The 21,707-nt window shown below is 38.1% G+C and carries 23 protein-coding genes; 8 read left to right on the forward strand and 15 right to left on the reverse strand.

Annotated features, from left to right (window positions below):
* Positions 1–21: 21 nt before the first annotated feature.
* The 4 genes from IQ282_RS05230 to IQ282_RS05245 form a co-directional block, all read right to left on the reverse strand.
* Positions 22–1,080 (reverse strand): mechanosensitive ion channel family protein, encoded by a 1,059-nt coding sequence (locus IQ282_RS05230; RefSeq protein WP_194850794.1) that lies wholly within the window; start codon positions 1,078–1,080, stop codon positions 22–24.
* 295 nt (positions 1,081–1,375) lie between these two features.
* Entirely contained in the window at positions 1,376–1,972 is a 597-nt protein-coding gene (locus IQ282_RS05235) for a DUF4136 domain-containing protein (RefSeq protein ID WP_194850795.1), read from the reverse strand.
* A 205-nt stretch (positions 1,973–2,177) separates the two neighbouring features.
* The gene (locus tag IQ282_RS05240; protein ID WP_194850796.1) at positions 2,178–2,576 is read right to left on the reverse strand and encodes a GlcG/HbpS family heme-binding protein; all 399 of its coding nucleotides are present in this window, start codon (positions 2,574–2,576) and stop codon (positions 2,178–2,180) included.
* Positions 2,577–2,595: 19 nt separating this feature from the next.
* Positions 2,596–2,889, reverse strand: coding sequence for a putative quinol monooxygenase (locus tag IQ282_RS05245; RefSeq protein WP_194850797.1), 294 nt, complete (start codon positions 2,887–2,889; stop codon positions 2,596–2,598).
* 317 nt (positions 2,890–3,206) lie between these two features.
* On the opposite strand from IQ282_RS05245, the gene IQ282_RS05250 reads away from it, so the two are divergent.
* Positions 3,207–3,713, forward strand: a complete 507-nt coding sequence (locus IQ282_RS05250) for an SRPBCC family protein (protein WP_194850798.1) — start codon at positions 3,207–3,209, stop codon at positions 3,711–3,713.
* A gap of 134 nt (positions 3,714–3,847) precedes the next feature.
* Here IQ282_RS05250 and IQ282_RS05255 read toward each other — a convergent pair whose 3' ends face one another.
* The 5 genes from IQ282_RS05255 to IQ282_RS05275 all read right to left on the reverse strand — a co-directional run bounded on the left by IQ282_RS05255 (position 3,848) and on the right by IQ282_RS05275 (position 7,301).
* Entirely contained in the window at positions 3,848–4,117 is a 270-nt protein-coding gene (locus tag IQ282_RS05255) for a GIY-YIG nuclease family protein (protein WP_194850799.1), read from the reverse strand.
* A gap of 170 nt (positions 4,118–4,287) precedes the next feature.
* Positions 4,288–4,581 carry a preprotein translocase subunit YajC gene (gene yajC / locus IQ282_RS05260; RefSeq protein WP_194850800.1) on the reverse strand — a complete coding sequence of 98 codons (294 nt, stop codon included), beginning with the start codon at positions 4,579–4,581 and terminating at the stop codon, positions 4,288–4,290.
* A gap of 15 nt (positions 4,582–4,596) precedes the next feature.
* Positions 4,597–5,064, reverse strand: a complete 468-nt coding sequence (locus tag IQ282_RS05265; protein ID WP_194850801.1) for a DUF1573 domain-containing protein — start codon at positions 5,062–5,064, stop codon at positions 4,597–4,599.
* Positions 5,065–5,126: 62 nt separating this feature from the next.
* On the reverse strand, positions 5,127–6,071 hold the full coding sequence (locus tag IQ282_RS05270; protein WP_194850802.1) for a transcription antitermination protein NusB: 945 nt from the start codon (positions 6,069–6,071) through the stop codon (positions 5,127–5,129).
* Positions 6,072–6,197: 126 nt separating this feature from the next.
* The gene (locus IQ282_RS05275) at positions 6,198–7,301 is read right to left on the reverse strand and encodes a Glu/Leu/Phe/Val family dehydrogenase (protein ID WP_194850803.1); all 1,104 of its coding nucleotides are present in this window, start codon (positions 7,299–7,301) and stop codon (positions 6,198–6,200) included.
* A 127-nt stretch (positions 7,302–7,428) separates the two neighbouring features.
* On the opposite strand from IQ282_RS05275, the gene IQ282_RS05280 reads away from it, so the two are divergent.
* From IQ282_RS05280 to IQ282_RS05290, 3 genes are all read left to right on the forward strand, one after another.
* Positions 7,429–9,177, forward strand: coding sequence for an ABC transporter ATP-binding protein (locus tag IQ282_RS05280; protein ID WP_194850804.1), 1,749 nt, complete (start codon positions 7,429–7,431; stop codon positions 9,175–9,177).
* Between the two features lie 70 nt (positions 9,178–9,247).
* Positions 9,248–9,634, forward strand: a complete 387-nt coding sequence (locus tag IQ282_RS05285; RefSeq protein ID WP_194850805.1) for a PUR family DNA/RNA-binding protein — start codon at positions 9,248–9,250, stop codon at positions 9,632–9,634.
* A 72-nt stretch (positions 9,635–9,706) separates the two neighbouring features.
* Positions 9,707–12,250 carry a M14 family zinc carboxypeptidase gene (locus IQ282_RS05290; RefSeq protein WP_194850806.1) on the forward strand — a complete coding sequence of 848 codons (2,544 nt, stop codon included), beginning with the start codon at positions 9,707–9,709 and terminating at the stop codon, positions 12,248–12,250.
* A gap of 279 nt (positions 12,251–12,529) precedes the next feature.
* Here the strand turns inward: IQ282_RS05290 and IQ282_RS05295 are convergent, their stop codons facing one another.
* Together IQ282_RS05295 and IQ282_RS05300 are read right to left on the reverse strand one after the other, a co-directional pair.
* Positions 12,530–12,871, reverse strand: a complete 342-nt coding sequence (locus IQ282_RS05295) for a tRNA-binding protein (RefSeq protein WP_194850807.1) — start codon at positions 12,869–12,871, stop codon at positions 12,530–12,532.
* Positions 12,861–13,175, reverse strand: a complete 315-nt coding sequence (locus tag IQ282_RS05300) for a phosphoribosylpyrophosphate synthetase (RefSeq protein WP_194850808.1) — start codon at positions 13,173–13,175, stop codon at positions 12,861–12,863. Before IQ282_RS05300 ends, IQ282_RS05295 begins: the two co-directional genes overlap by 11 nt.
* Positions 13,176–13,323: 148 nt before the next feature.
* Here IQ282_RS05300 and IQ282_RS05305 point away from each other — a divergent pair, with 148 nt between their 5' ends.
* The gene (locus IQ282_RS05305; RefSeq protein WP_194850809.1) at positions 13,324–13,881 is read left to right on the forward strand and encodes a thioredoxin family protein; all 558 of its coding nucleotides are present in this window, start codon (positions 13,324–13,326) and stop codon (positions 13,879–13,881) included.
* A gap of 403 nt (positions 13,882–14,284) precedes the next feature.
* On the opposite strand, the gene IQ282_RS05310 is transcribed toward IQ282_RS05305, so the two are convergent.
* From IQ282_RS05310 to IQ282_RS05320, 3 genes are all read right to left on the reverse strand, one after another.
* Positions 14,285–14,890, reverse strand: coding sequence for a hypothetical protein (locus tag IQ282_RS05310; protein WP_194850810.1), 606 nt, complete (start codon positions 14,888–14,890; stop codon positions 14,285–14,287).
* A 14-nt stretch (positions 14,891–14,904) separates the two neighbouring features.
* Complete coding sequence (locus IQ282_RS05315; protein WP_194850811.1) at positions 14,905–16,422, reverse strand: hypothetical protein; 1,518 nt, start codon at positions 16,420–16,422, stop codon at positions 14,905–14,907.
* Positions 16,423–16,790: 368 nt separating this feature from the next.
* Positions 16,791–17,327, reverse strand: coding sequence for a DUF1599 domain-containing protein (locus IQ282_RS05320; protein ID WP_194850812.1), 537 nt, complete (start codon positions 17,325–17,327; stop codon positions 16,791–16,793).
* Positions 17,328–17,458: 131 nt separating this feature from the next.
* On the opposite strand from IQ282_RS05320, the gene folP reads away from it, so the two are divergent.
* Genes folP through IQ282_RS05335 form a run of 3 tightly spaced genes read left to right on the forward strand, consistent with a single transcriptional unit; the run spans position 17,459 to position 19,922 of the window.
* On the forward strand, positions 17,459–18,289 hold the full coding sequence (folP, locus tag IQ282_RS05325; protein ID WP_194850813.1) for a dihydropteroate synthase: 831 nt from the start codon (positions 17,459–17,461) through the stop codon (positions 18,287–18,289).
* Positions 18,290–18,306: 17 nt separating this feature from the next.
* On the forward strand, positions 18,307–19,083 hold the full coding sequence (gene cdaA, locus IQ282_RS05330; protein WP_194850814.1) for a diadenylate cyclase CdaA: 777 nt from the start codon (positions 18,307–18,309) through the stop codon (positions 19,081–19,083).
* Positions 19,083–19,922 carry a DUF3667 domain-containing protein gene (locus IQ282_RS05335; RefSeq protein WP_194850815.1) on the forward strand — a complete coding sequence of 280 codons (840 nt, stop codon included), beginning with the start codon at positions 19,083–19,085 and terminating at the stop codon, positions 19,920–19,922. The genes cdaA and IQ282_RS05335 overlap by 1 nt, the downstream gene beginning before the upstream one ends.
* An 11-nt stretch (positions 19,923–19,933) precedes the next feature.
* Here IQ282_RS05335 and IQ282_RS05340 read toward each other — a convergent pair whose 3' ends face one another.
* Positions 19,934–21,706, reverse strand: coding sequence for an ABC transporter ATP-binding protein (locus IQ282_RS05340; RefSeq protein WP_194850816.1), 1,773 nt, complete (start codon positions 21,704–21,706; stop codon positions 19,934–19,936).
* Position 21,707 lies beyond the last annotated feature (1 nt).

Genomic DNA, 21,707 nt, shown 5'->3' on the forward strand with positions numbered 1-21,707 from the left:
TCCAGATTTCCTAAGCCATTGCTATTCGCGATCCTCTCTATCTCGAGCTTGATAAGTGGAGACCTCATCAGCATCTTTATCAGTGTATACTTTCTCTTCATCATCTTTATTAACCACAACCTTCTCTTTTTCATCATCCTTTAATAGTTCTGCTTTAGACCTATCTGCTCTTTTTTGAGCTTGTTTTACATCATAAGCATCCCTTACTTGAACTGTAGTTGGGAATGGAAGGTTTATTCCCGCATCGTCAAGCGCATGTTGTGTCTTTCCTATGACCTCGCTAAAGGTTTTTACTACATTACCGCGCTTAGAATCTGTCCACCAGCGTATTCTTATCGTCAACCAGCTATCTGCTTGATCCCAATTTAAAACATCAATAGGCTTATCGTGCGCGATTCCTTCAATACTATCGAGAGTTTCTCTAATTACTTTAACCGCTTCATTATAGGGTTGATCATAACCCAATCCTATATCATATTGAGACCTGATAAATTCATGAGCCGTGATCACCTTCACCGCATTTGTATAGATATCATTGTTAGGCACCACAATATCAACTCCATCGTAGGTAGTAATTACTGTTGCTCGCGTTTCAATACGATCCACCCTACCTTTCATTCCATTAACTTCGATTTCATCTCCTATTTTAAAAGGCTGTCTCGTCAGAATAAGTATACCGGCTAACCAGTTTTGTAATATATCTTGAAATGCAAAACCTATAGCAACACTACTCACTCCCAGACCGCCTATCAAATCGCCAAAACTCAAACTAGGTGCGATTATCGTGATACAAACTGCAAACCCAAAGATGATCATGATCCATTTTGTGAAGCTGCCTAGAACTTCGCCGAAATTTGACCTGTTTCGTTTTTTAAGTTGTTTACGTATCGTTTTGCCCAACCATCCTGCAACATAAAAAATCAGTATAAAAATTCCAATGGCAATTAGAACATTTGGAAGGATTTTTACAAATCCGTCCAGCCAGGAATCAATTTTTTCTAAGAAATTTTTCGGATTGATATCAATCTCGCCTTGCACATCCGGTTTCATTTCTAAAATATCTTGTAATAGTGCTATCATCTATGGAATTTTTGCACAAAAAATATCCTACTGATTCCTAAAACGTTAAGAGCAATGGAATAAACATTATTTTAACTCTGTCTTTGAGGTAAGTGATACCATGAAATGTTGTGTAACACTCATGTGAGATATTAAAATATTTACCGCTTTCGCGAAAGCGAAATATATCAAGAACTCGCTATTTATCAATTATCTGGTGATCTGAAGATTTAAACATCAAACGTACTCTCTTGAAATCAAAGCATAAAAAAAGCCGGTAGAATAAACTACCGACTTCCTAATGAGTTCATGTACTTCAATTATTAATCAAGGGGTATTCTTCAAAAATGGCGTTGACTAAATTAGTTAAAGCCACGGTGTCGCCACTATTATAAATGCTGGTACTACTAATTCCCTTCCATACGGTTTTCTTAGAATTACGATCTACCAACTGTACTATTAATGTACCATCCTTATAATTATAAGTGTCCGTATCATAACCTACAACATTAGAATAAGAAGCATATCCATTGTAGTAATAATTATTATAATAAGGATTTATTTGCAAACCTGGACGGTTATAGTTACCATAAGTTGCATAAACCGGTTCTGTTGAAGTTTCGGTCTCCTTCTCAATTTTAGTACTTACTAGGACTAAAAGATCTGGTTGAGAACGATCCAATTTATAACCGGCAGTTATCATTTTATCATTGATTTGCTGTATGACCATAGTATTTACGGTATCTGAACTAAATGATTTATTAGGCATTTCAATCGTGGAATTAGGCAAATACGAAAATGTTGAATATTTGTTCAGGTTATCTGTCGTAGGTTTTGTAGTTGTGACTGCCGGGCCACAACTGTAAATACTGACGGATAAAGCTAGCAATACCACTATTTTTAAATTTCTCATAACTTCTCTTTTCCATGAATATACCTTGAGGAAGCAGAGTTTTATCTTACAACAACGCCAATTTATAGAACCTTAACATTGTGAGAAGTACTCTGATAACAACTGATTAAATTCAAAATTTTGTACAGTATAGAAGATTTTATTTGAGATGATTTTATAAAAAAAGCCCGCCAGGTGGCGGGCTTTTGTAACCTAATAATCAGTTTTAAATCGCTCCAGCACCAGCAGATGCAACGATATGATCATTTTCCACAGAACTACCACTCACGCCTATCGCTCCTATGATATTCCCTTCTGAATCTTTTAGAGGAATTCCTCCTGGAAAGGATATTAAGCCACCGTTTGAATGTTCAATATTAAATAGGGATTCTCCGGGTTGCGATAATTTTCCGATCTCACCGGAAGGCATATCAAAATACCTTGCTGTTTTAGCTTTTTTCAGAGCTATGTCTGCACTTCCTAACCATGCACCATCCATACGGACAAATGCAACTTGGTTTGCACCGGCATCAACAACGCTGATGTTCATTTTTGTATCTATTTCATTTGCTTTCGCCTTTGCTTTTTCTATTATGGTTTCGGCTTGTTGTAGTGTAATGTTCATTGTTATTTATCTTTTGATTTTATTTAGCTGATAATATGTCGATTTTCTTAATATCTGGAGCTTGAGTTAATAGCTCGTCTGCCTTACCCATCAAGGCTTTGGCAATTTCTCCATTCAAGTGAGCTTCACGACCAGACTCATCTTCAAACGTGTCGAAGATCCCAAAAGTAGTTTCATCCATTTGAAAGCTATACCAGGTCAGTGTCTTTTCTTCTTTCTTAGCTAGATCGATTGCTCCTCTAATAAAGTCGGATACCGTTTTTGCTTGTTCTGGTTTTGCGTGTAATATCGCTAATAAGCCTAGCTTTTTCATTTTGTATGTTTTTTCTAAGGTAATTAATTGTGCTAGTTCGTTAGGAATGCTTGTGCGAAGTTTAACGTGGAACATGATTGGTAGATTGATAAGATCAAAGTAGATTTCAAAAATGCACTCACGGAGCAGTCCTAATTTAAAAAGGGAAATTGGTAGAGAGCTGGATCTCTATCATGAAGCATTGCCTTTGACTTAGGAACCAAGTATTATACAAAGATTATCCATAAATCATTTAGGCATTGTTATTTTATTTACGCAACTAATTAAGGTAGCAACAATGCACTACTTCAATTCGCTTTACCTTTATAAAAAAAGTAGTGCCTGAAATCATTTTACATACAACCATAAATGCACCTATTGAATTAGTCTTTGATCTCGCACGCAGTATTGACTTGCATCAAAGCTCGCTAAAACACACTAAGGAAAAAGCAATTGCAGGACGTGTTTCAGGACTAGTAGAAGAGGGTGAAACAGTAACTTGGCAAGCACGGCATTTTATGATCACCCAACATTTGACCAGTTTGATAACCGACGTGAAACCACCACATTTTTTTGCGGATGAGATGGTTAGTGGTGCTTTTAAAAGATTCCGTCATGAACATCATTTTTCGGGATCAGAACCAGGTGTTACAACCATGAAAGACATTTTTGATTATGATTCTCCACTAGGAATATTAGGAAAGCTAGCAGATAGGCTTTTTCTGAAAAGATACATGACTTCACTATTAGAACACCGAAATAAAGTGCTCAAGAAAACCGCGGAAGATGGAAGCTGGCGGGAATTACCGGGACTTCGACTGCGCTCAGCCACCTTATTACCATGATAAAAACTTGAGTCTAGAAGTCAAAGCACACTTCTTAATTGAGAAGAGAAAATTTTTTTAGTAGCTATTTAGTCAATGGAATCATCAACCGTAGAATTCTGAATTATACGCTTATGAGAGGTTTGATTGAAGCATTAAGACAATCTTTTCAAATTGTCTGTGAGCCCTTGTATAAGAGCTTCTTTTTTGACCCTAGACCAATCTTGAATTTGTTTTTCTCGATAAAATGCCAAATGAATTCTTTCAAATTCTTCAAAATATAGTAAAGTAACGGGTAACCTTTGTTTAGTATGATTTGCACCTAGTCCAGATTGATGCTCAATCAATCTCTTCTCTAAGTTATTGGTGCTGCCTGTATAATAACTTTCATCGGAACACAATAATATATACATCCAACCTTTCATAATCTTAAGGTAGTTGAAATAACTTAGAATAACCTAAACGCCCTGATGGTTATATTAAGACAACGAGATATTCATCTTTACATCAATCAGAACTGCGGTGGCTGAGCGCAGTCGAAGCCACAAAAAAACCCTTGATCGCTCAAGGGTTTTGTATTAAAAAGATAATTAATCTATTTCTTAACTTCTACTGGTGCATTAATCTTTTTGGTCATTTCTGCTGAAATTGCAGAACGTTCAAAAAGCATTTTACCTGCTCCTGTTTCTACCATCACAGTTCCTTTGTCACCGTTAATCTGGTTGACTTTCCCGTGAATACCGCTACTCATGATTACACGGTCTCCTACTTTCAAGGATTCTGCAAACTGTTTTTCTTCTTTGCGACGTTTAGACTGTGGTCTGATAATCAAAAAGTAGAAAATCACAATAATTAATATATAAGGCGCAAACCCTATAAGCTGATTCATGTCCATAATAATTAATTAAGCGTTAGGAACTGCTCCTGACTTTCCAGAAACAAAACCTTTAATTACGATTATTTCCTGACCAGATTCTGTATTGGTTTTAATAGTCACAGATTTACTTTGAGCATCTGGCTTACCACTGGTGTTAAATTTCACAAGTAATGTACCTTCTTCTCCTGGCGCTACTGGCTCTTTTGTCCATGTAGGAACAGTACAACCACAACTACCTTTAGCATTTACAATAATAAGTGGTGCTTTTCCCGTATTGGTAAAAGAATATTCTTTCTCCACAACAGTTCCTTCAGAAACAGTACCGAAGTCATACTCTGCTTCATTAAAAGTCATTACCGGGAAGTCAGCTTTTACAGATTCTCTATTTGCAGCTGCAGTAAGGTTCGCCTCATCAATTTTAGCTGATGCGTTTTCATTGCAACTTGTTAGCGATATTGCAGCAACTGCTGCAAATAATAATACGATTTTTTTCATTTTCTTGATATTTTTAAGCTTTGCAAAGATAACCAAACCCACTGTCCAAAACAAAGTTAACGCTAGGACTCTATTGTTCCTCTTCCTATCTTATTAATCATATCGTCCTTCTGGAACTGCTTGAGTAGATTGTCTAAAATTCCATTGATAAACACACTACTTTTAGGAGAGCTGTAGTCTTTAGAAATCTCTAAATATTCGTTCAAACTTGCTTTAACGGGAATGCTGGGAAAGTAAAGAAATTCACACTGCGCCATTACAATCATAACACTGTCAATCTGTGCGATGCGTTCAGAATCCCAGTTGGGCGTTTTACCATCCACACGCGCCCATAGTTCTTCATGATTTAAAACAGTTCTTCTAAAAAGATCCATGGCAAACTTAATATCGTCCGGTTCTTTTACCAGTTCTGGCAATTTAATTTCCTTATCAACTTTAATTTTCCGGATAAATTTGATCATTTCCGTATTAACCAGTGGATAATCATCCACCCAGGTAATATTTTCATCCTCTAGAAAGTCAAGTAGTTCATCGCTAGGTGCAATGATTTCTGCAAAAATGTTATTTATGAATGACTGATCCTTTTTAATAGAATCAGAATCTACACTTGCATAGGTTATAAATTCCTTACTGTTGATGATCTTATCATAAAGCCGCTCTACATATGCAGAATCTAAATGCCATGGATTCAAATTACGCTTTTGAAGGGCTTCTTTAATCAAAGGGCTTTTGGCCAGTTCAACAAGCACTTTATTTTCAATGAGCGCTCGACTGGGGTTTTTGACAGCCTCAGATCCAGTGAATCTCACTTGCGCGAGATTATAGCGTTTTTCAGCAAGTTTGTGAATTTCAATGAGCAATTGAACCATATAAAGGAACAATACAAACGTTTGCGTCATGCTGGTGTTCAGGAATTTTTCTAATTCCTTAAGATCGTCAGGGCGTTGTCTTTGAAAAGCAAAAACGGCCTGCATAACCTTAATGCGCAAATGTCGACGGGTAAGCATAAGAACTATTTTTCTAAGTGCTGCGCGAGCTGTGGTTGAGTCAGCTTTCGCGAAAGCGAAATTATTATAAACCCTATTGCTACAAAGCAGCTTTTAGGGATGGCAAAAATACTTTTTTCCTAGCTATTATCCTTGCTGTTCTGCACGTCTTGCATCGATGCGCGCCTGAGCGATCTGCAATGCCGCAGAATGTGTGGTAATACCATTTTGTTGAGCCTTGTTCAATATCTCAATGGTAGTGGTATAGATATTTTCTGTCTTACGCATGATTTCTGCACGGTCATAACCTTCTAACTCTGCATAAACATTAATGATTCCACCGGCATTGATCAAGAAATCGGGAGCGTAAACAATACCTCGCTGTTGCAACAACATACCATGTTTGTTTTCATCTGCAAGTTGGTTATTTGCAGCCCCAGCAATAATACTTGCCTGTAATTTACTAAGCGTATTATCGTTAATGGTAGCACCCAGAGCACAAGGAGCATAAATGTCCATAGGCTCTGCATGAAGATCTGAACCTTCATAGATTTTAGCGCCGTATTTAGCACTTACTTCTTCCAGGCGGTCGCGGTTAATGTCAGCAATAGTAACCTTTGCTCCTTCTTGAGTAAGGTATTCCACTAGCGCTTCTCCTACATTTCCTATTCCTTCTACAAAAATAACCTTGTCTTCCAGAACATCACTTCCATACTTAAAATGTGCTGCGGCTTTCATACCATTGAAAACACCATAAGCGGTAATAGGAGATGGATTTCCTGCGCCACCCTTGCTTTCTGAAATTCCAGTAACATATGGCGTCACTTCCCGAACGGTGTCCATATCTTCTGTAGTCATCCCCACATCTTCTGCAGTGATGTATTTACCACTCAAGCTATGAACAAATTCACCGAATTTGCGCATCATCTCTGGAGTTTTCTGGGTTTTTGCATCACCTAGAATAACGGCCTTTCCACCGCCCAAATTCAATCCAGTAATAGCACTTTTATAGGTCATTCCACGGGAAAGACGCAATGCATCATTCAATGCAGACCACTCGTTACCATAGTTCCACATTCTAGTACCACCTAATGCTGGTCCCAATACAGTATTGTGGATACTGATGATGGCCTTTAAACCTGTATCTTTGTCGTTGCAAAAAACAACCTGTTCATGGTCGTTAAATGACAGTTGCCCGAATACCGGATCTTGATTTATTAACTGCTCTATAGCATTCAATTCTTTAGACATATGATAATCATTTGTGCCGTTTTAGGGCTTAAAAAACGTGCAAAAGTAGCGTGATTTTACATACCGAACAACGACTTGCAACAAATAGTATATCGCTCTTAAAAAATACCAAGCGACCGCAACATTTATGAAAGAACTCAAGAAGCTTAACAGACTGTTTATTAAATACAAATGGCAGCTAATAGGCGGCATCATTGTCACCATTATCTCCAGATATCTTTCTCTTTACTTGCCTAAATATGTAGGTAAGATCATAAATCTACTAAATGATTACAGTAATGGCGAGCGCACGGACATTGATGTGGTTCAAGATGAATTGCTACTTTATATAGGTATAATTATAGGATCAACCTTGCTAGCGGCTGGATTGACCTTTATTATGAGACAGTTGATAATTGTGGTTTCACGCCACCTGGAATACGATTTAAAGAATATTATTTACGTCCAGTATCAAAAATTGTCCTTAGGCTTTTATAAGAAAAATCGCACCGGTGATTTGATGAACCGCATAAGTGAGGATGTTTCTAAGGTGCGCATGTATATGGGACCAGCTATAATGTATACTATTAATATGGTTACTTTGTTTGCAGTCGTGATTCCCGCAATGATTGAAACGGCCCCTACTCTAGCGCTTTACACATTATTGCCATTGCCTTTTTTATCGATTGCTATTTATGTGGTGAGTCGCGAGATTCACAAAAGATCCACGTTAGTACAGCAGTATTTATCCAACCTCAACACGATATCTCAAGAAGCTTTTAGCGGTATTTCTGTAATAAAGGCTTACAACCTTGCGCCGCAAATGAACACTCAGTTTGCCCAAGTAGCAAATGATAGCAAAGAAAAAAACATTGATCTTGCCCGCATACAGGCCCTGTTTTTCCCTATGATGGTTCTATTAATAGGATTGAGTAATATTCTGGTCATATATATAGGTGGGCGTCAGGTTATCGCTGGTGAGATTGAAGTAGGTGCGATTCCTGAATTTCTTATTTATGTAAATATGTTGACGTGGCCGGTAGCAGTCGTGGGCTGGGTAACTAATATGATCCAACAGGCTGAAGCTTCCCAAAAACGCATCAATCAATTTCTGGATATTGAGCCAGAAATCCAGAATCTTATGGAAGCGCACACACCTGTTTCTGGTAGTATTGAATTCAATAAGGTCAATTTTACCTATGAAGACACTAACATTCATGCCCTTAAAGACCTTTCTTTTAAAATTAACGCAGGCCAAACTCTAGCGATTTTAGGTAAAACGGGCAGCGGTAAATCCACTATTTTAGAATTGATAGGGAGATTGTACGATGTAACAGATGGTACTGTCTTGATAGATGGAACGCCTATACGAGATTTGAATTTAGATGATTTACGCAAGTCTATAGGTTATGTACCACAAGACGCATTTTTATTTTCCGATACTATAGGAAATAATATCTCTTTTGGTAAAAAAGATGCGAGCGAGGAAGAAATCAAAGCTGCCGCAATAAACGCTGTAGTTCACAAAAACATAGAAAACTTCACATTAGGTTATCAAACAGTGCTGGGTGAACGCGGTATTACATTGAGTGGTGGTCAGAAACAACGAGTTTCCATTGCACGAGCCATTATAAAGAAACCTAACATTTTACTGTTTGATGATTGTTTAAGTGCTGTTGATACAGAAACAGAAGAGCAAATCCTGAACAACCTTAAAAAGGTAACTCAAAACTCTACGACCATAATTGTAAGCCATCGCGTCAGTTCTGCAAAAAATGCAGATCAAATTATCGTTCTTGACGATGGTAGAATTATTGAAAATGGCAGCCATCAATCACTTATGGAAGCAAACGGTTATTATGCAGATTTGTATGCAAACCAGATGCTGGAACAGTAAGCGTAAAAAGTGGGTCTGCTTCTTAAGTTTTTTCCTATTTTTGATTGTTTACTAATTCCAATCAACGATCATGAGCGATAGAGACTATCAAGAGCAGGAAGAGATTTATTCCAAAGTAGTTAGAGCAGGCAGACGGACTTATTTTTTTGACGTACGTTCTACCAAAGCAGACGACTACTATCTTACCATTACAGAAAGTAAAAAATTTACCAACGATGATGGTAGTTTTCACTTCAAGAAACACAAAATTTACTTATACAAGGAAGATTTTGTAGAATTCGGTGAGACACTTAAAGAAGTTACGGATTACATTATCGATAAAAAGGGCGACGAGGTCATTTCTGACCGCCATCAAACCGATTTTAAAAAGGATGAGCCTGCACCACCAGCAGAGGCTGATGCAGCAGAACCCAACCATCCCGCGAGTTTTACTAATATAGATTTTGACGACATTTAGATCGCTCACATACTTATTAAAAGCCTTTCGACATGAAGGGCTTTTTAGTTTAGCACATTTAATTCCAGCACTATGAAATATAGCTACCTACTGATTATTGTATTTTTCGCTTTCGCGAAAGCGATGACCGCACAAGTTACCGTGGATCCTCAAATGGATTACTACTTACCGAGCGATGTCACTTATGATTCCTCCATCCCTACACCAGAAGAAGTTATAGGCTACGTCCCGGGAAAATGGCACGTCACGCATGATAAATTAGTTCAATATATGACGGCGCTTGCAGCAGCTAGTGACCGCATCACCATTGAAACTCGAGGAAAAACCTTTGAAGACCGCCCGCTGATTCTCCTCACCGTAACTTCTTCAAAAAACCAGGGGAATCTAGAGTCCATACGTCAATCTCATCAAGATAGAATTGACGGGAATGGTTCCAGCGATGGAGCTCCTATTGTAATATATCAAGGTTTTTCCATACACGGTAATGAACCCAGTGGCTCAAATGCTTCCTTGCTTTATGCCTATTATCTTGCAGCAGCACAAGGACCTGAAATTGAACAACAACTACAAAATACCATCATCCTACTAGACCCTAGTTTCAATCCAGATGGTTTGCAACGTTTTGCGGGATGGGTAAATCAACATAAAAATAAGAATATCACGACAGATGGAAACGATCGTGAATATGATGAAGCCTGGCCGGGTGGACGTACAAATCACTACTGGTTTGATATGAATCGCGACTGGTTGCCAGTACAATTGCCAGAATCTCGCGCTCGTATCGCATCTTTTAATAAGTGGATGCCTAATATTCTAACGGATCATCATGAGATGGGAACCAACTCTAGTTTCTTTTTCCAACCAGGAATTCCATCCAGAACGAACCCCTTGACACCACAAATGAATCAAGATCTAACTAAGGAAATAGGAACTTATCATGCTGCGGCGCTGGATAAAATAGGTTCGTTTTATTATTCTGAAGAAAGTTTTGATGACTTCTATTACGGTAAGGGATCAACTTTTCCAGATGTGAATGGTGGTATAGGCATTCTGTTTGAGCAAGCCAGCTCCCGTGGTCACGCTCAGGAATCAGTTAATGGTGTTTTGACTTTTCCATTTACTATTAGAAATCAGTTTACTGCTGCTATGAGTACTCTAGCAGCAGCAAACGGCATGCGTTCTACCATTCTTAATTATCAAGCTAAGTTTTATAAAGACGCTGCTAAAGAATCAAAGAATGGCTCTATTATTTTTGGAGATTCAAAAGACGCTGGAAAAACTGATGCATTTGCAGAGGTTTTATTAAGGCATGAAATTGAATTGAAAGAACTTACAGAAGACGTCAAAGTGGATGGTAAACAATACACGAAAGGACATGCATACATCATTCCAACAGCTCAAAAGAAAAGCCGACTCATTAACGCAATGTTTCAAAAGACGACGACGTTTACGGACAGTTTATTTTACGACATCAGCGCCTGGACGTTTCCTTTAGCTTTCAACATGGATTATTCCATGAGCGCTGGGTCTGGCATATCAAGTTCGCCGGTAACTTCCTCGATGATCGATGGTAAATTCAAGATTCAAAAGAGTAACCAGACTAAAAATACTTTAACTGAATCTTCCTATGCCTATTTAATGGAGTGGAATGAATATTATGCTCCTAAGGTTTTAAATGATTTATTGAAAGATAACATTATTGCTAAAGTAGCCATGCAGCCTTTTGAACTTAATGGGAAATCCTATGACTATGGAACGATAATGATTCCAGTGTCAAGACAGCCTTTTACACCAGCAGAATTAAGAGATCGTTTGAACAAACATCAAATGGATACAGGCGTTATTATCGATGCCGTAAACACTGGTGCCACCATGGGAATCGATTTAGGTTCTAATTCTTTTGTGCCATTAAAAGATCCGAAGATTGCTTTAGTAATAGGTAATGGTATTGATCCATACGATGCAGGAGAGATCTGGCACTTAATGGATCAACGTTACGATATTTCAATTACTAAAATTGAACTGGATCGCATGAGTCGTGCAGACCTTTCAAAATACAACACCATTATATTTCCTAATACTTATGGTAGTCCCAATAAAAACGTAGTGGAAAGCCTTAAGACCTGGACGAGATCTGGCGGAACTCTTATCGGTTATGGAAATGCATTGCGATGGATGTCTAGTGAGAAAATGTTGCCTGTGACTTTCAAGTCCACTGAGAACCCAGCCAAGAATGTCACTTTCGAGCAACGAAGTGATTTTAGCGGTGCTCAAGTGATCGGTGGATCCATATTTGAAACTAAGCTAGACCGCTCGCACCCGGTTGCATTCGGTTACAAGAATAGCACACTACCTATTTTCAGAAATTCAACCATGTTTATAGAAGCAGATAGCACCTCTTACAAGAATCCAATCAGATATACGGACGAGCCATTGATGGCAGGTTATAGCTCTAAAATTAATCTTGACGCCATTAAAAATACAGTGCCTTTCCAGCATAATAATTATGGCCGCGGTGAGGTTATTGGATTTACCGATAACACCAACTTCCGTGCATTCTGGTATGGAACCAATAAGTTGATGATGAATGCCATTTTCTTTGGGAAGGCAATGTAGCCAGCGGAGCTGGCAAAAAACAAATTACAAATTACAAATCCCAATTTAAGGAATTAGATGGATCAAAAAAAAATGCTGGACCTACGTCCAGCATTTTTTTTTGATTTAGGTATTACAAAGAATTTTATTCTTAATTTCTTGACTCACGCACAAGCTGAATTAAGGAATGGATTGCTCAATCTATTTTGAAAACGCCATAATCACGAGTTGGGTTTTGAGATTTTTAAAAGTTGAAACAAATCAACTGGCTCATATTAAATCTATATTTTTACTGAACCATTATCCTACTCTATCACCATTTTGTGCACTGCGCTCTGGCTGTAGCAAAATAACCTTATGATCTGCATCAACCGATCCTAGCACAAGACATTCACTCATAAAATTACCGATCTGCTTTTTGGGGAAATTGATTACAGCAATAATTTGTTTGCCCTTAAGATCTTCTAGCTTATAATGATCTGTAATCTGCGCGCTTGTCTTTTTAATCCCGATTTCTGAACCAAAATCTATTTCCATTTTATATGCTGGACATCTGGCTTCTGGAAATGAAAACGCGTCGACAATAGTGCCGACGCGCATATCTACTTTAGTAAATTCGTCCCAGGTGAGATTACTGGTCATTCATTCTAAGCTTTTCAATCATCTTTGGAGAAATGTAAACATCAGCTCCATAAGCATCAACTAACAACCCTTTATTACCATCATTACATTCAATAACAAATAGTATGGTATTGTCTCCTGGATCTGAAACACCTTCAAATCTGTAAAACTTTACGACCTCAAGTTCTTCAGCGTTCCATTTTTTCTTTAGGTTTTTAGATTTTAGCCCATCCTCTACTAGATCATAGTCTACGTTATAGCCCATGGATTGTAAATCTTCTATAGCTGTGGATAATGTATCGTATCCGTTTTTGAAATCAGTCATTATGGTTGTTTTGATTAAAGTTAATCAAGTAAGAAAAACCAACTGCTAGCATTTTCAAAACTTTAGTAATTACAAACGTTGTGTATCACATTAATGGCAGACTAAGAGAATGGTTTGTATCTTGTTACTTCAATTTAAAAAATCGTTTATGTCTTTGACTTCTTCTACCATGTTAGCTTTAGGAACCAAGGCTCCTGCATTTAGGTTACTAGATACTGTGGACGAGGAAATGTTATCCTTTGAAGATGTGAAGGGATCAAAAGGCACTGTGGTAATGTTTATTTGCAATCACTGTCCTTTTGTGATGCATATAAATCCTGAAATTGTACGCCTAGCAAATGATTACCGAGCGACTGGTTTTGGTTTTGTAGCAATTTCCAGTAATGATGTTGAGAAATATCCACAAGATGGACCGCAGTTGATGCAGCAAACAGCTTATGAAAATGCGTATCCTTTCCCGTATTTATACGATCAGAGTCAGGATGTCGCAAGAGCTTATCAAGCTGCCTGTACTCCCGATTTTTATCTCTTTGACAGCGAAGACAAGCTTATTTACCGTGGTCAGCTGGATAATTCCAGGCCTAGCAATGGAATCCCATTAACAGGAAGATCCATGCGAGAAGCCATTGATGCTTTATTAGGCAATAAGGAAGTAATGAAAAATCAGAAGCCTAGTGTAGGTTGTGGAATTAAATGGAAAAGTTAGGTGGGATAAGGTATGCGGTAAAACAAAAAATAGGCAATTGGCAATCACTATTTGCGACAGCAAATCAAGAATTAATAATCAACCTTTAAGCTTCCTCTCCGCTGCAGAGGGCTGGGGTGAGGTAAACTGCGTTCAGATCTCACTTCTTTATCGCATTTTTCACAGCACTTATGTTATCACCATTATAAAACACAATTTAAGCTTGTGTTGATCTAGATAGGCTAGATAAACGATTCCAGATCTAGTAATGGAATCCCATTAACAGGAAGATCCATGCGAGAAGCTATCGATGCATTACTGGGAAACAAAAAGGTTCCTGAAAATCAGAAACCCAGTATGGGTAGTGGGATTAAGTGGAAATTATAGTTTGAGCCATTACTTAGTTTTAATCTAATTAGCATAGCTAGGGACGCTTAACCGTAAATAATTGATTTGCTTTTCCTAAAATTGGGAAATATTTTGACATTCCATCACAGGGTCCTGTGGTTGCAGGTTCATATTCCAAACCTCCAACTCTTCCTGTGTAAAAATAAAATCCCAATCTATCGGGATTTTCAACATTGATTACTTCACCACCATTCAAATAAGAAGGTTCCATCATTGCAGTGATTCCACCAGAGCAAGAATCTTTCATACTAAACTCATGCTCTCCACGTTCATTAATACCTATCCATACCATGTCACTGGATTTGTTCGAAACATCACTGGTTAATAAAACTGCGCCAGATGAATTTCTAATCACAAATTTTATATTTAAGTTGTCAGTAGTTATCGATGTATAGCTGTTATAATAATCTTCAACAGTAACAGTCAACTCGTAACGATAATTTTTATACTCTCCTACCCAGGATCCTAAAAACTTATCCAATGAATTATTTAAATCTCGAACTTCCCTTACGGTGCTAGGGAAATTTTGATTGGCTCTAAACTCTGTTTGCTGCTCTATAGAAATCACTCTTTGAGATAGGCAGGTTATAGACAAAAACATTATTATAAATAAAATTTTCATTTTTAAATATTTTGTTAACATGGTGATACAATTTTTAGGCCGTTTTGGGTTTTTTGAATTTTTGTAGTCGTATCGTTTTCATTTAGTTTGTACAGACCAACATTTTTAATTTGAAACTCTTTGTCTAAAAAGTTCAACAGACCAAGTTCTGTATCGTTTTCAAGTGCTTTTTTATATCTTATTAGCATATCCTCATCCTTAGAATCAAAATTGCGAGGAAAACCCATTAGCATTTGTTGCACATTTTCTATTTGTAATAAATAATTCCCTAAATCTGTAACTACCATTACAAAACATTGTTGAATATCAAGTTCATTTTCCCATTCTGTTCTACCGTAATCATATTTCTTTCTTGCTAAGCTAAATAGCCATTTTACATCTGTGGGAGAAAACATTTTAATAGTATTACGAGTGGGCGTTCTTCCAAAATTTGCATTATTTGGGTCAGTAATTGGTGGTAATGAGTATAAATTCCAATGTGTGTGTATTGCACCATAAGTGTCTGCGTCATGTGGAATTGGTGTGCTCGCATCTGTTCCTTGAACAAAATTATAACTAGTACCATTTGCATTTTGGTTAACTTGATAACCTGTCTCATCTGGTTCGCTCAACTTAGCTACCAAATTTGAAACTTTCATTTGTAACGTGTTATTATTGGTTCGTTCTTTAGCTCTTTCACAATTAGAATCATCACTAAACACGCAAACTCCATTAACATCCTCAACTTTACCACTAGGACAATCGCAATCTCCATTAGAATTTAATACTTTACCTGTGTTCGGCGGACATTTAGGAGCTGAACCACCACCGCCACCAGCAATAGGATCTTCAGGATCATACAAATTCTCCGTTGGAATCATATGATCTCCAAAATCATGTAGAATAAAAGACCAATTGATAATAGTTCTAGGAGGATAAGCTATTACCACTAAATCGTCTAGCTCTCCTAAATCCCACAAAATATCACCTTCATCTTGAAATATTAAGGTCGTCATAAAGGCAAACCCAGCTTGTGTCGTTTCAACCTTACGATTTATTTTATGAGTAATTCGTTTATCCTTTAATTTATAGCCTCCCATTAAAACGCCATTAAAGTCTACATAATATAAATCTCCATCCATCATATCACCATTGGCATCTTCTTTAATGGGGTTCCTTGCCTCTATCGCTCCAAAATACGAATTACCTTCTTTTAGGAATACCATTTTAAATAGCAAATCTGATTCTACGTTTATCGTTGCCTTTACGGTAGCTAGTTGTGCTTGAGACAACTCAATATCTGCAAGATCATAAGTTTCCCAATCCGGAACCACAAGTAGCGTCTGACTGCTTTTTTTAAAAAAACTTCCTATACGGGAAGAAGTGCGAGTAGTAGTAACGTGAGTGAAAAGACCTTTAGCCTCGTCAATAGATACAGTCTCTAATTTTTCCGACACTGGTAGGCGAGGATAATCATCCACCACACAACTGCTTAATAAAAATAACGGAAATAAATAAAAAAACTTAAATATTTGATAGTGAAGCTTCTTCATTTCTTAAAGTTTTGTCAAAAAAAAACAAATGAAGATTAAAACCTAATTTAAGTGAATAAATAAAAACTAAAGTCCAAAGAATTCGGAATTTGACAGATTCCTAGCCTTACCTCAAGAGACCCTGAAATGAATTCAGGGTGACAACAAGGAATAGGGTTTTATAAAACTGAGGAATTTAAATAATTGGTAATCGCGATTTGCACAGCATATCAATAATTGGTGATATTGTTCAAAAAGACACTAATTAGATTATTACTACACAACACAACTGTTCTCGGCCGCCCCTTCGGCTGCGCTCAGGGAACAGCTCGAACTGACATGGCAAATTTCAGTTTGAGATTTGAGGTTTGAGGTTTGGAATTTGACGCCTAAGCGTCTAGGTGTATCATCGCAAAAATCGCATAATTGATCATATCCTGATAATTAGCATCCAGACCTTCTGATACGATGGTTTTACCGGCGTTGTTCTCAATTTGCTTGACGCGAAGGAGTTTTTGGAGAATTAGATCTGTTAGCGAACTCACTCTCATTTCTCTCCAGGCCTCGCCATAGTCGTGGTTTTTGTCCATCATTAACTGCTTTGTGATGGCGATGTGTTTGTCGTACAATTCCGTGGCTTGCTGGGTGTTGAGATCTGGCTGTTCTGCAATTCCGTTTTCCAGTTGGATCAATGCCATGATGGAATAATTGATTATGCCTATGAATTCGCTTTCTTGACCTTCATCAACTTTGGATTCCGTTAGAGTTTGAAGTCCGCGTATGCGCTGCGCTTTTATTAAGATCTGATCGGTAAGCGATGGCAACCTCAAGATGCGCCATGCACTGCCATAATCACTCATTTTATTGATGAACAGATCGCGACAGGTCTGGATTACTTGATCGTATTGCTGGCTGGTATCAGGCATGGAAACTGGGAGTTTTTTTCAAAGCTATATAAATATTTAATTTTTCATTAATAGAGATCTTTTCAATGAATAGTGAGTGTTTAAATAACTTCAATGTAAATTTCGGGCACAAATTACGATATACCTACCTTATGACCACGATAAATTGCGCTGGGAAACTTATTGACCTCACCCATCCCAAGGTTATGGGGATTATAAACGTCACTCCTGACTCCTTTTACGACGGTGGTGCCTTGAAAACCGATAATGACGTGTTGCATCAAGTGGAAAATATGCTTCAGGAAGGTGCCACTTTTATTGATGTAGGCGGTTACAGCAGCCGGCCTGATGGCACTCATATCTCAGTGTATGAAGAGCTCCAGCGTGTCATTCCTATTATTGATTTGATCAAAAACTCTTTTGATAACGTGATATTGAGTTGTGACAGCTTTCGCGAAAGCGTAATTTCCACAGCCATCCAGCACGGCATTGACATCGTGAATGACATCAGCGCTGGGAAACTGGATGATAAAATGCTGGAAACCGTCGGAAAAGCTAGTATTCCCTATATCATGATGCACATGCGTGGCACGCCTCAAACCATGAAATCATTAAATGCGTACGAAAACCTCATCATCGAGATGAATACTTATTTTGCAGAGCGCATCGCTTCTGCAAGAGCCGCAGGAATCAAAGATATCATTATCGATCCAGGATTTGGTTTTGCTAAAAACATACCTCAGAACTTTCATTTATTAAAAAATATGGAGCTTCTTAAAGCTCATGAATCGCCTATTCTTGCAGGGATTTCCAGGAAATCAACCATTTACAAAACCCTGGGAATCACCGCAGCGCAATCGCTTAATGGAACTACCGCATTACATATGGTCTGTCTTCAAAACGGAGCCAAAATCCTGCGTGTCCATGATGTAAAAGAAGCTATGGAAGTCGTAGCATTGCATCAGGCGATTCAAAAAAATTAATCCTATTTTTACGAGTAATGGAGCTACCCGACTTTAGAATAATTGACCTGATTGACATTGTCCTTTTTGCGGCATTGATTTTTTATCTCTACAGACTGGTTAAAGGAACCGCTGCAATCAATATCTTTATTGGGATCGTGATCATTTATCTGATCTATCAAGTCACCGTTTTCTTGAAAATGGAAATGCTTTCCAGAGCTTTGGGAGCCTTTACCGGCGCTGGAGTTTTTGCGTTGATCGTAGTTTTCCAACAAGAAATACGCCGATTCCTGCTCATGATAGGATCCACAAATTTTACTTCAAAGCGGCGGTTACTGCGGCAATTACGCATTTTCAAAGCAGATGTTGATAATCATAACAGTGTGGTGGACGAGATTGTAACGGCCTGTAAACGAATGAGTGCGACTAAAACAGGAGCCCTCATCGCCATTAAGCGCGATGGATCTCTGGACTTTTTAAAAAGTAGTGGTGACACCATGGACATTGTCGTTAATGCCCCTATTATTCAGAGTATTTTCTACAAGAATAGCACGCTACATGACGGTGCCATGATCATAGAGGAAAATAAAATTACAGCCACCCGGGTAATTCTTCCCGTATCTGATAACCGGAAGATCCCACAGCGTTTTGGTTTAAGGCATAGAGCTGCATTAGGACTGACAGAGCGTAGCAATGCCCTCGCTATCATTGTAAGTGAAGAAACAGGGCAGGTTTCATTAGTCATTAACGGCGAGTTTGAAAGCTATGAAGACATGGATGACCTGTCTGATAAAATAAAATCCCATCTCGCTTAATGGAACGCCACTGTAAAAATTGCGATAATATGCTTTACAGCGGCCACACGCACTGTGCCAGTTGTGGTGCAAAATGGATCGAGAACAGGATCACGATGCGACAGGTAGGAACAGATTTTACAGATATGTATCTGGGCGTGGATACAAAGTTTGTGCGCACATTTGTGGATCTTTTTAGAAAACCTGGTGTAGTAATCAATGGTTATATATCTGGTCGCCGCCAGTATTATGTGGATGCCATTAGGTATACTTTACTAACCATATTAATCTCAGGACTTTATACCTTTTTGATGCGCTCTGGAGGTTTCTTTGATGTATACTTAACAGAGATTCAAGCGATGACCCCTTCCGGATCTGAGTCTCCCGAAGCGCAAGAATTCGGGACGAAATTTGGCCTAAAAATGGTGAATTTTATTTTCGATTTTCAAGGATTAATACATTTCACGACAATTCCTTTGCTTGCTTTAGTAGGAAGGATAACTTTTTGGGGTAAACGCTATTACAATTTTACCGAGCATATCGTATTTTACTTATATACCTACGCCCACAGCATGATAGTGACAACGCCTATCACTATTATTCTGATGTATCTATCTTTCGATCTATATATGTACTGGAGTTTTTCAGTATTTCCAGCAATGTTCCTTTATAATGCTTACTGTTATAAAAGATGTTTTAATCTTGACTTTCAAACTACGGTGCTTAGAAGTTTGATATCCATTATTGTATTAATAACGATCCTCATTTTAGCCTTTTTATTTTTAATGATCATCATCTTTTTAACGGCATTGATCGCAAGTAAATTAGGCTTTGATGTTGAAAGTTTTATAACTGGATAATCATCCTTTATTTAAGCTACTTCCTGTTGTAAGAACTGCACCTCATACAAATTTTTGTAATAACCACCTTCTTTTTCCAGAAGCTCATTGTGAGTTCCCATTTCTACAATTTCTCCGGCATCCATGACGATAATCTTATCGGCTTTTTTGATGGTGGCGAGACGGTGAGCAATGACGATAGACGTGCGGTCTTTCGTTATGATGTCAGTCGCACCCTGGATTAATTGCTCGCTGTAGGCATCTACAGAACTGGTAGCCTCATCAAGGACGAGAATACTAGGGTTTGAAACGTACGCTCTCAAGAATGCGATCAATTGCCGCTGCCCAGAACTAAGCATCACACCACGTTCTTTCACATTGTAATGGTATCCTTGAGGAAGTGACATAATAAACTTGTGCACCCCTATTGTTTTTGCTGCGGCGATGACATCATCTTCTGTAATATCAGGATTTTTAAGAGTAATGTTATTCAATATGGTATCTGCAAACAGGAAAACGTCTTGAAGCACTACTGCTATTTGTGACCTAAGGGATTCTAGATTGTATGCTTTCGCGGAAGCGGAATCCACTAGAATCTCTCCTGCATTAATTTCATAAAACCTAGAAAGAAGGTTGATGATCGTGGATTTACCGGCACCTGTTGAACCTACGATTGCGACAGTCTGGCCTGCTTCTACCTTAAAGCTAAGATTTTTCAAGACCAACTCATTATCTACATAACCGAAATCTACCTTTTTGAATTCGATATCTCCTTTTAAATTTGATGCGATGATACTGCCGGTATCCTCAATCCTGGAATCTGTATCCAATATTTTGAAAACGCGGTTTGCAGCTACCATACCCATTTGTAACGTATTGAACTTATCTGCAATCTGACGCAGTGGACGGAATAGCTTTTGGGACAAATCGATAAACATCACGATCGTACCTATTTCTATGGCGCTCACCTCAGCGTCTAAATTCATAACTACTCCTATGTAAACGATCAAGCCTATAACGATGCTGGAAGCCATCTCTGCAATTGGGAAAAATATGCTGTTGTACCATACCGTTTTTACCCAGGCAACACGATGCTTATCATTAATCTCTTTAAATTGCTCATATTCTACCTTTTCACGATTGAATATCTGAACGATTTTCATTCCAGTCACACGTTCCTGAACAAAGGAATTAAGATTACTCACCTGGTTACGCACATCTTCAAAAGCGACTTTCATGGCTTTTTGAAATACACGCGTTGCATATAGAATAAAAGGCATCACGATAAGCGCAATAAGGGTCAATTGCCAACTAGAATAGGCCATAAACCCTAAAACGACTACCATTTTTAATAAGTCTGAAATGATCACAAAAAGACCTTCAGAAAAAATACTGGCAATGGTTTCAATATCACTTACAGCACGAGTCACGAGTTTTCCCACAGCGCTCTGATCAAAATATTTCATTTTGAAACCTAGCATGTGATCAAATAATTTTACCCTTAAATCTCGAATAACCTGCTGACCTAGCCAGTTTGCATAAAATATGAATCCCAGCTGCAGCAAAACGTCTGCGGTTAGCACCCCTATCATCATATAAATAACCGTATCAAAGCCCTCGAACTGCTGTGTTGTAATGTGCTCATCGATTGCAACCTTGATCAAATAGGGCATTCCTATAGCCACTACAGAAAGTAGAATAGCACTGATAGCTACAAAATAATAGGTTTTGCGATAAGGTTTAGTATAGGAAAGCAGTCGCTTAAAAAGCGAAAGGTTGAATGCGTTACCTGTAGTTGATCCCATA

It is taken from the genome of Nonlabens antarcticus (assembly GCF_015356755.1).
GTDB classification, from domain to species: Bacteria; Bacteroidota; Bacteroidia; order Flavobacteriales; family Flavobacteriaceae; genus Nonlabens; species Nonlabens antarcticus.

What these genes read in the sequence shown, in the direction of transcription:
- IQ282_RS05280 (WP_194850804.1), top strand. Translation starts at nt 7,429, where the DNA reads ATGAAAGAACTCAAGAAGCTTAACAGACTGTTTATTAAATACAAATGG.
- IQ282_RS05255 (WP_194850799.1), bottom strand. Translation starts at nt 4,117, where the DNA reads ATGAAAGGTTGGATGTATATATTATTGTGTTCCGATGAAAGTTATTAT.
- IQ282_RS05285 (WP_194850805.1), top strand. Translation starts at nt 9,248, where the DNA reads ATGAGCGATAGAGACTATCAAGAGCAGGAAGAGATTTATTCCAAAGTA.
- IQ282_RS05265 (WP_194850801.1), bottom strand. Translation starts at nt 5,064, where the DNA reads ATGAAAAAAATCGTATTATTATTTGCAGCAGTTGCTGCAATATCGCTA.
- IQ282_RS05240 (WP_194850796.1), bottom strand. Translation starts at nt 2,576, where the DNA reads ATGAACATTACACTACAACAAGCCGAAACCATAATAGAAAAAGCAAAG.
- IQ282_RS05315 (WP_194850811.1), bottom strand. Translation starts at nt 16,422, where the DNA reads ATGAAGAAGCTTCACTATCAAATATTTAAGTTTTTTTATTTATTTCCG.
- IQ282_RS05335 (WP_194850815.1), top strand. Translation starts at nt 19,083, where the DNA reads ATGGAACGCCACTGTAAAAATTGCGATAATATGCTTTACAGCGGCCAC.
- IQ282_RS05235 (WP_194850795.1), bottom strand. Translation starts at nt 1,972, where the DNA reads ATGAGAAATTTAAAAATAGTGGTATTGCTAGCTTTATCCGTCAGTATT.
- IQ282_RS05230 (WP_194850794.1), bottom strand. Translation starts at nt 1,080, where the DNA reads ATGATAGCACTATTACAAGATATTTTAGAAATGAAACCGGATGTGCAA.
- cdaA (WP_194850814.1), top strand. Translation starts at nt 18,307, where the DNA reads ATGGAGCTACCCGACTTTAGAATAATTGACCTGATTGACATTGTCCTT.
- IQ282_RS05310 (WP_194850810.1), bottom strand. Translation starts at nt 14,890, where the DNA reads ATGAAAATTTTATTTATAATAATGTTTTTGTCTATAACCTGCCTATCT.
- IQ282_RS05340 (WP_194850816.1), bottom strand. Translation starts at nt 21,706, where the DNA reads ATGGGATCAACTACAGGTAACGCATTCAACCTTTCGCTTTTTAAGCGA.
- IQ282_RS05295 (WP_194850807.1), bottom strand. Translation starts at nt 12,871, where the DNA reads ATGACCAGTAATCTCACCTGGGACGAATTTACTAAAGTAGATATGCGC.
- IQ282_RS05270 (WP_194850802.1), bottom strand. Translation starts at nt 6,071, where the DNA reads ATGCTTACCCGTCGACATTTGCGCATTAAGGTTATGCAGGCCGTTTTT.
- IQ282_RS05320 (WP_194850812.1), bottom strand. Translation starts at nt 17,327, where the DNA reads ATGCCTGATACCAGCCAGCAATACGATCAAGTAATCCAGACCTGTCGC.
- IQ282_RS05300 (WP_194850808.1), bottom strand. Translation starts at nt 13,175, where the DNA reads ATGACTGATTTCAAAAACGGATACGATACATTATCCACAGCTATAGAA.
- IQ282_RS05305 (WP_194850809.1), top strand. Translation starts at nt 13,324, where the DNA reads ATGTCTTTGACTTCTTCTACCATGTTAGCTTTAGGAACCAAGGCTCCT.
- IQ282_RS05290 (WP_194850806.1), top strand. Translation starts at nt 9,707, where the DNA reads ATGAAATATAGCTACCTACTGATTATTGTATTTTTCGCTTTCGCGAAA.
- yajC (WP_194850800.1), bottom strand. Translation starts at nt 4,581, where the DNA reads ATGAATCAGCTTATAGGGTTTGCGCCTTATATATTAATTATTGTGATT.
- IQ282_RS05275 (WP_194850803.1), bottom strand. Translation starts at nt 7,301, where the DNA reads ATGTCTAAAGAATTGAATGCTATAGAGCAGTTAATAAATCAAGATCCG.
- IQ282_RS05245 (WP_194850797.1), bottom strand. Translation starts at nt 2,889, where the DNA reads ATGAAAAAGCTAGGCTTATTAGCGATATTACACGCAAAACCAGAACAA.
- folP (WP_194850813.1), top strand. Translation starts at nt 17,459, where the DNA reads ATGACCACGATAAATTGCGCTGGGAAACTTATTGACCTCACCCATCCC.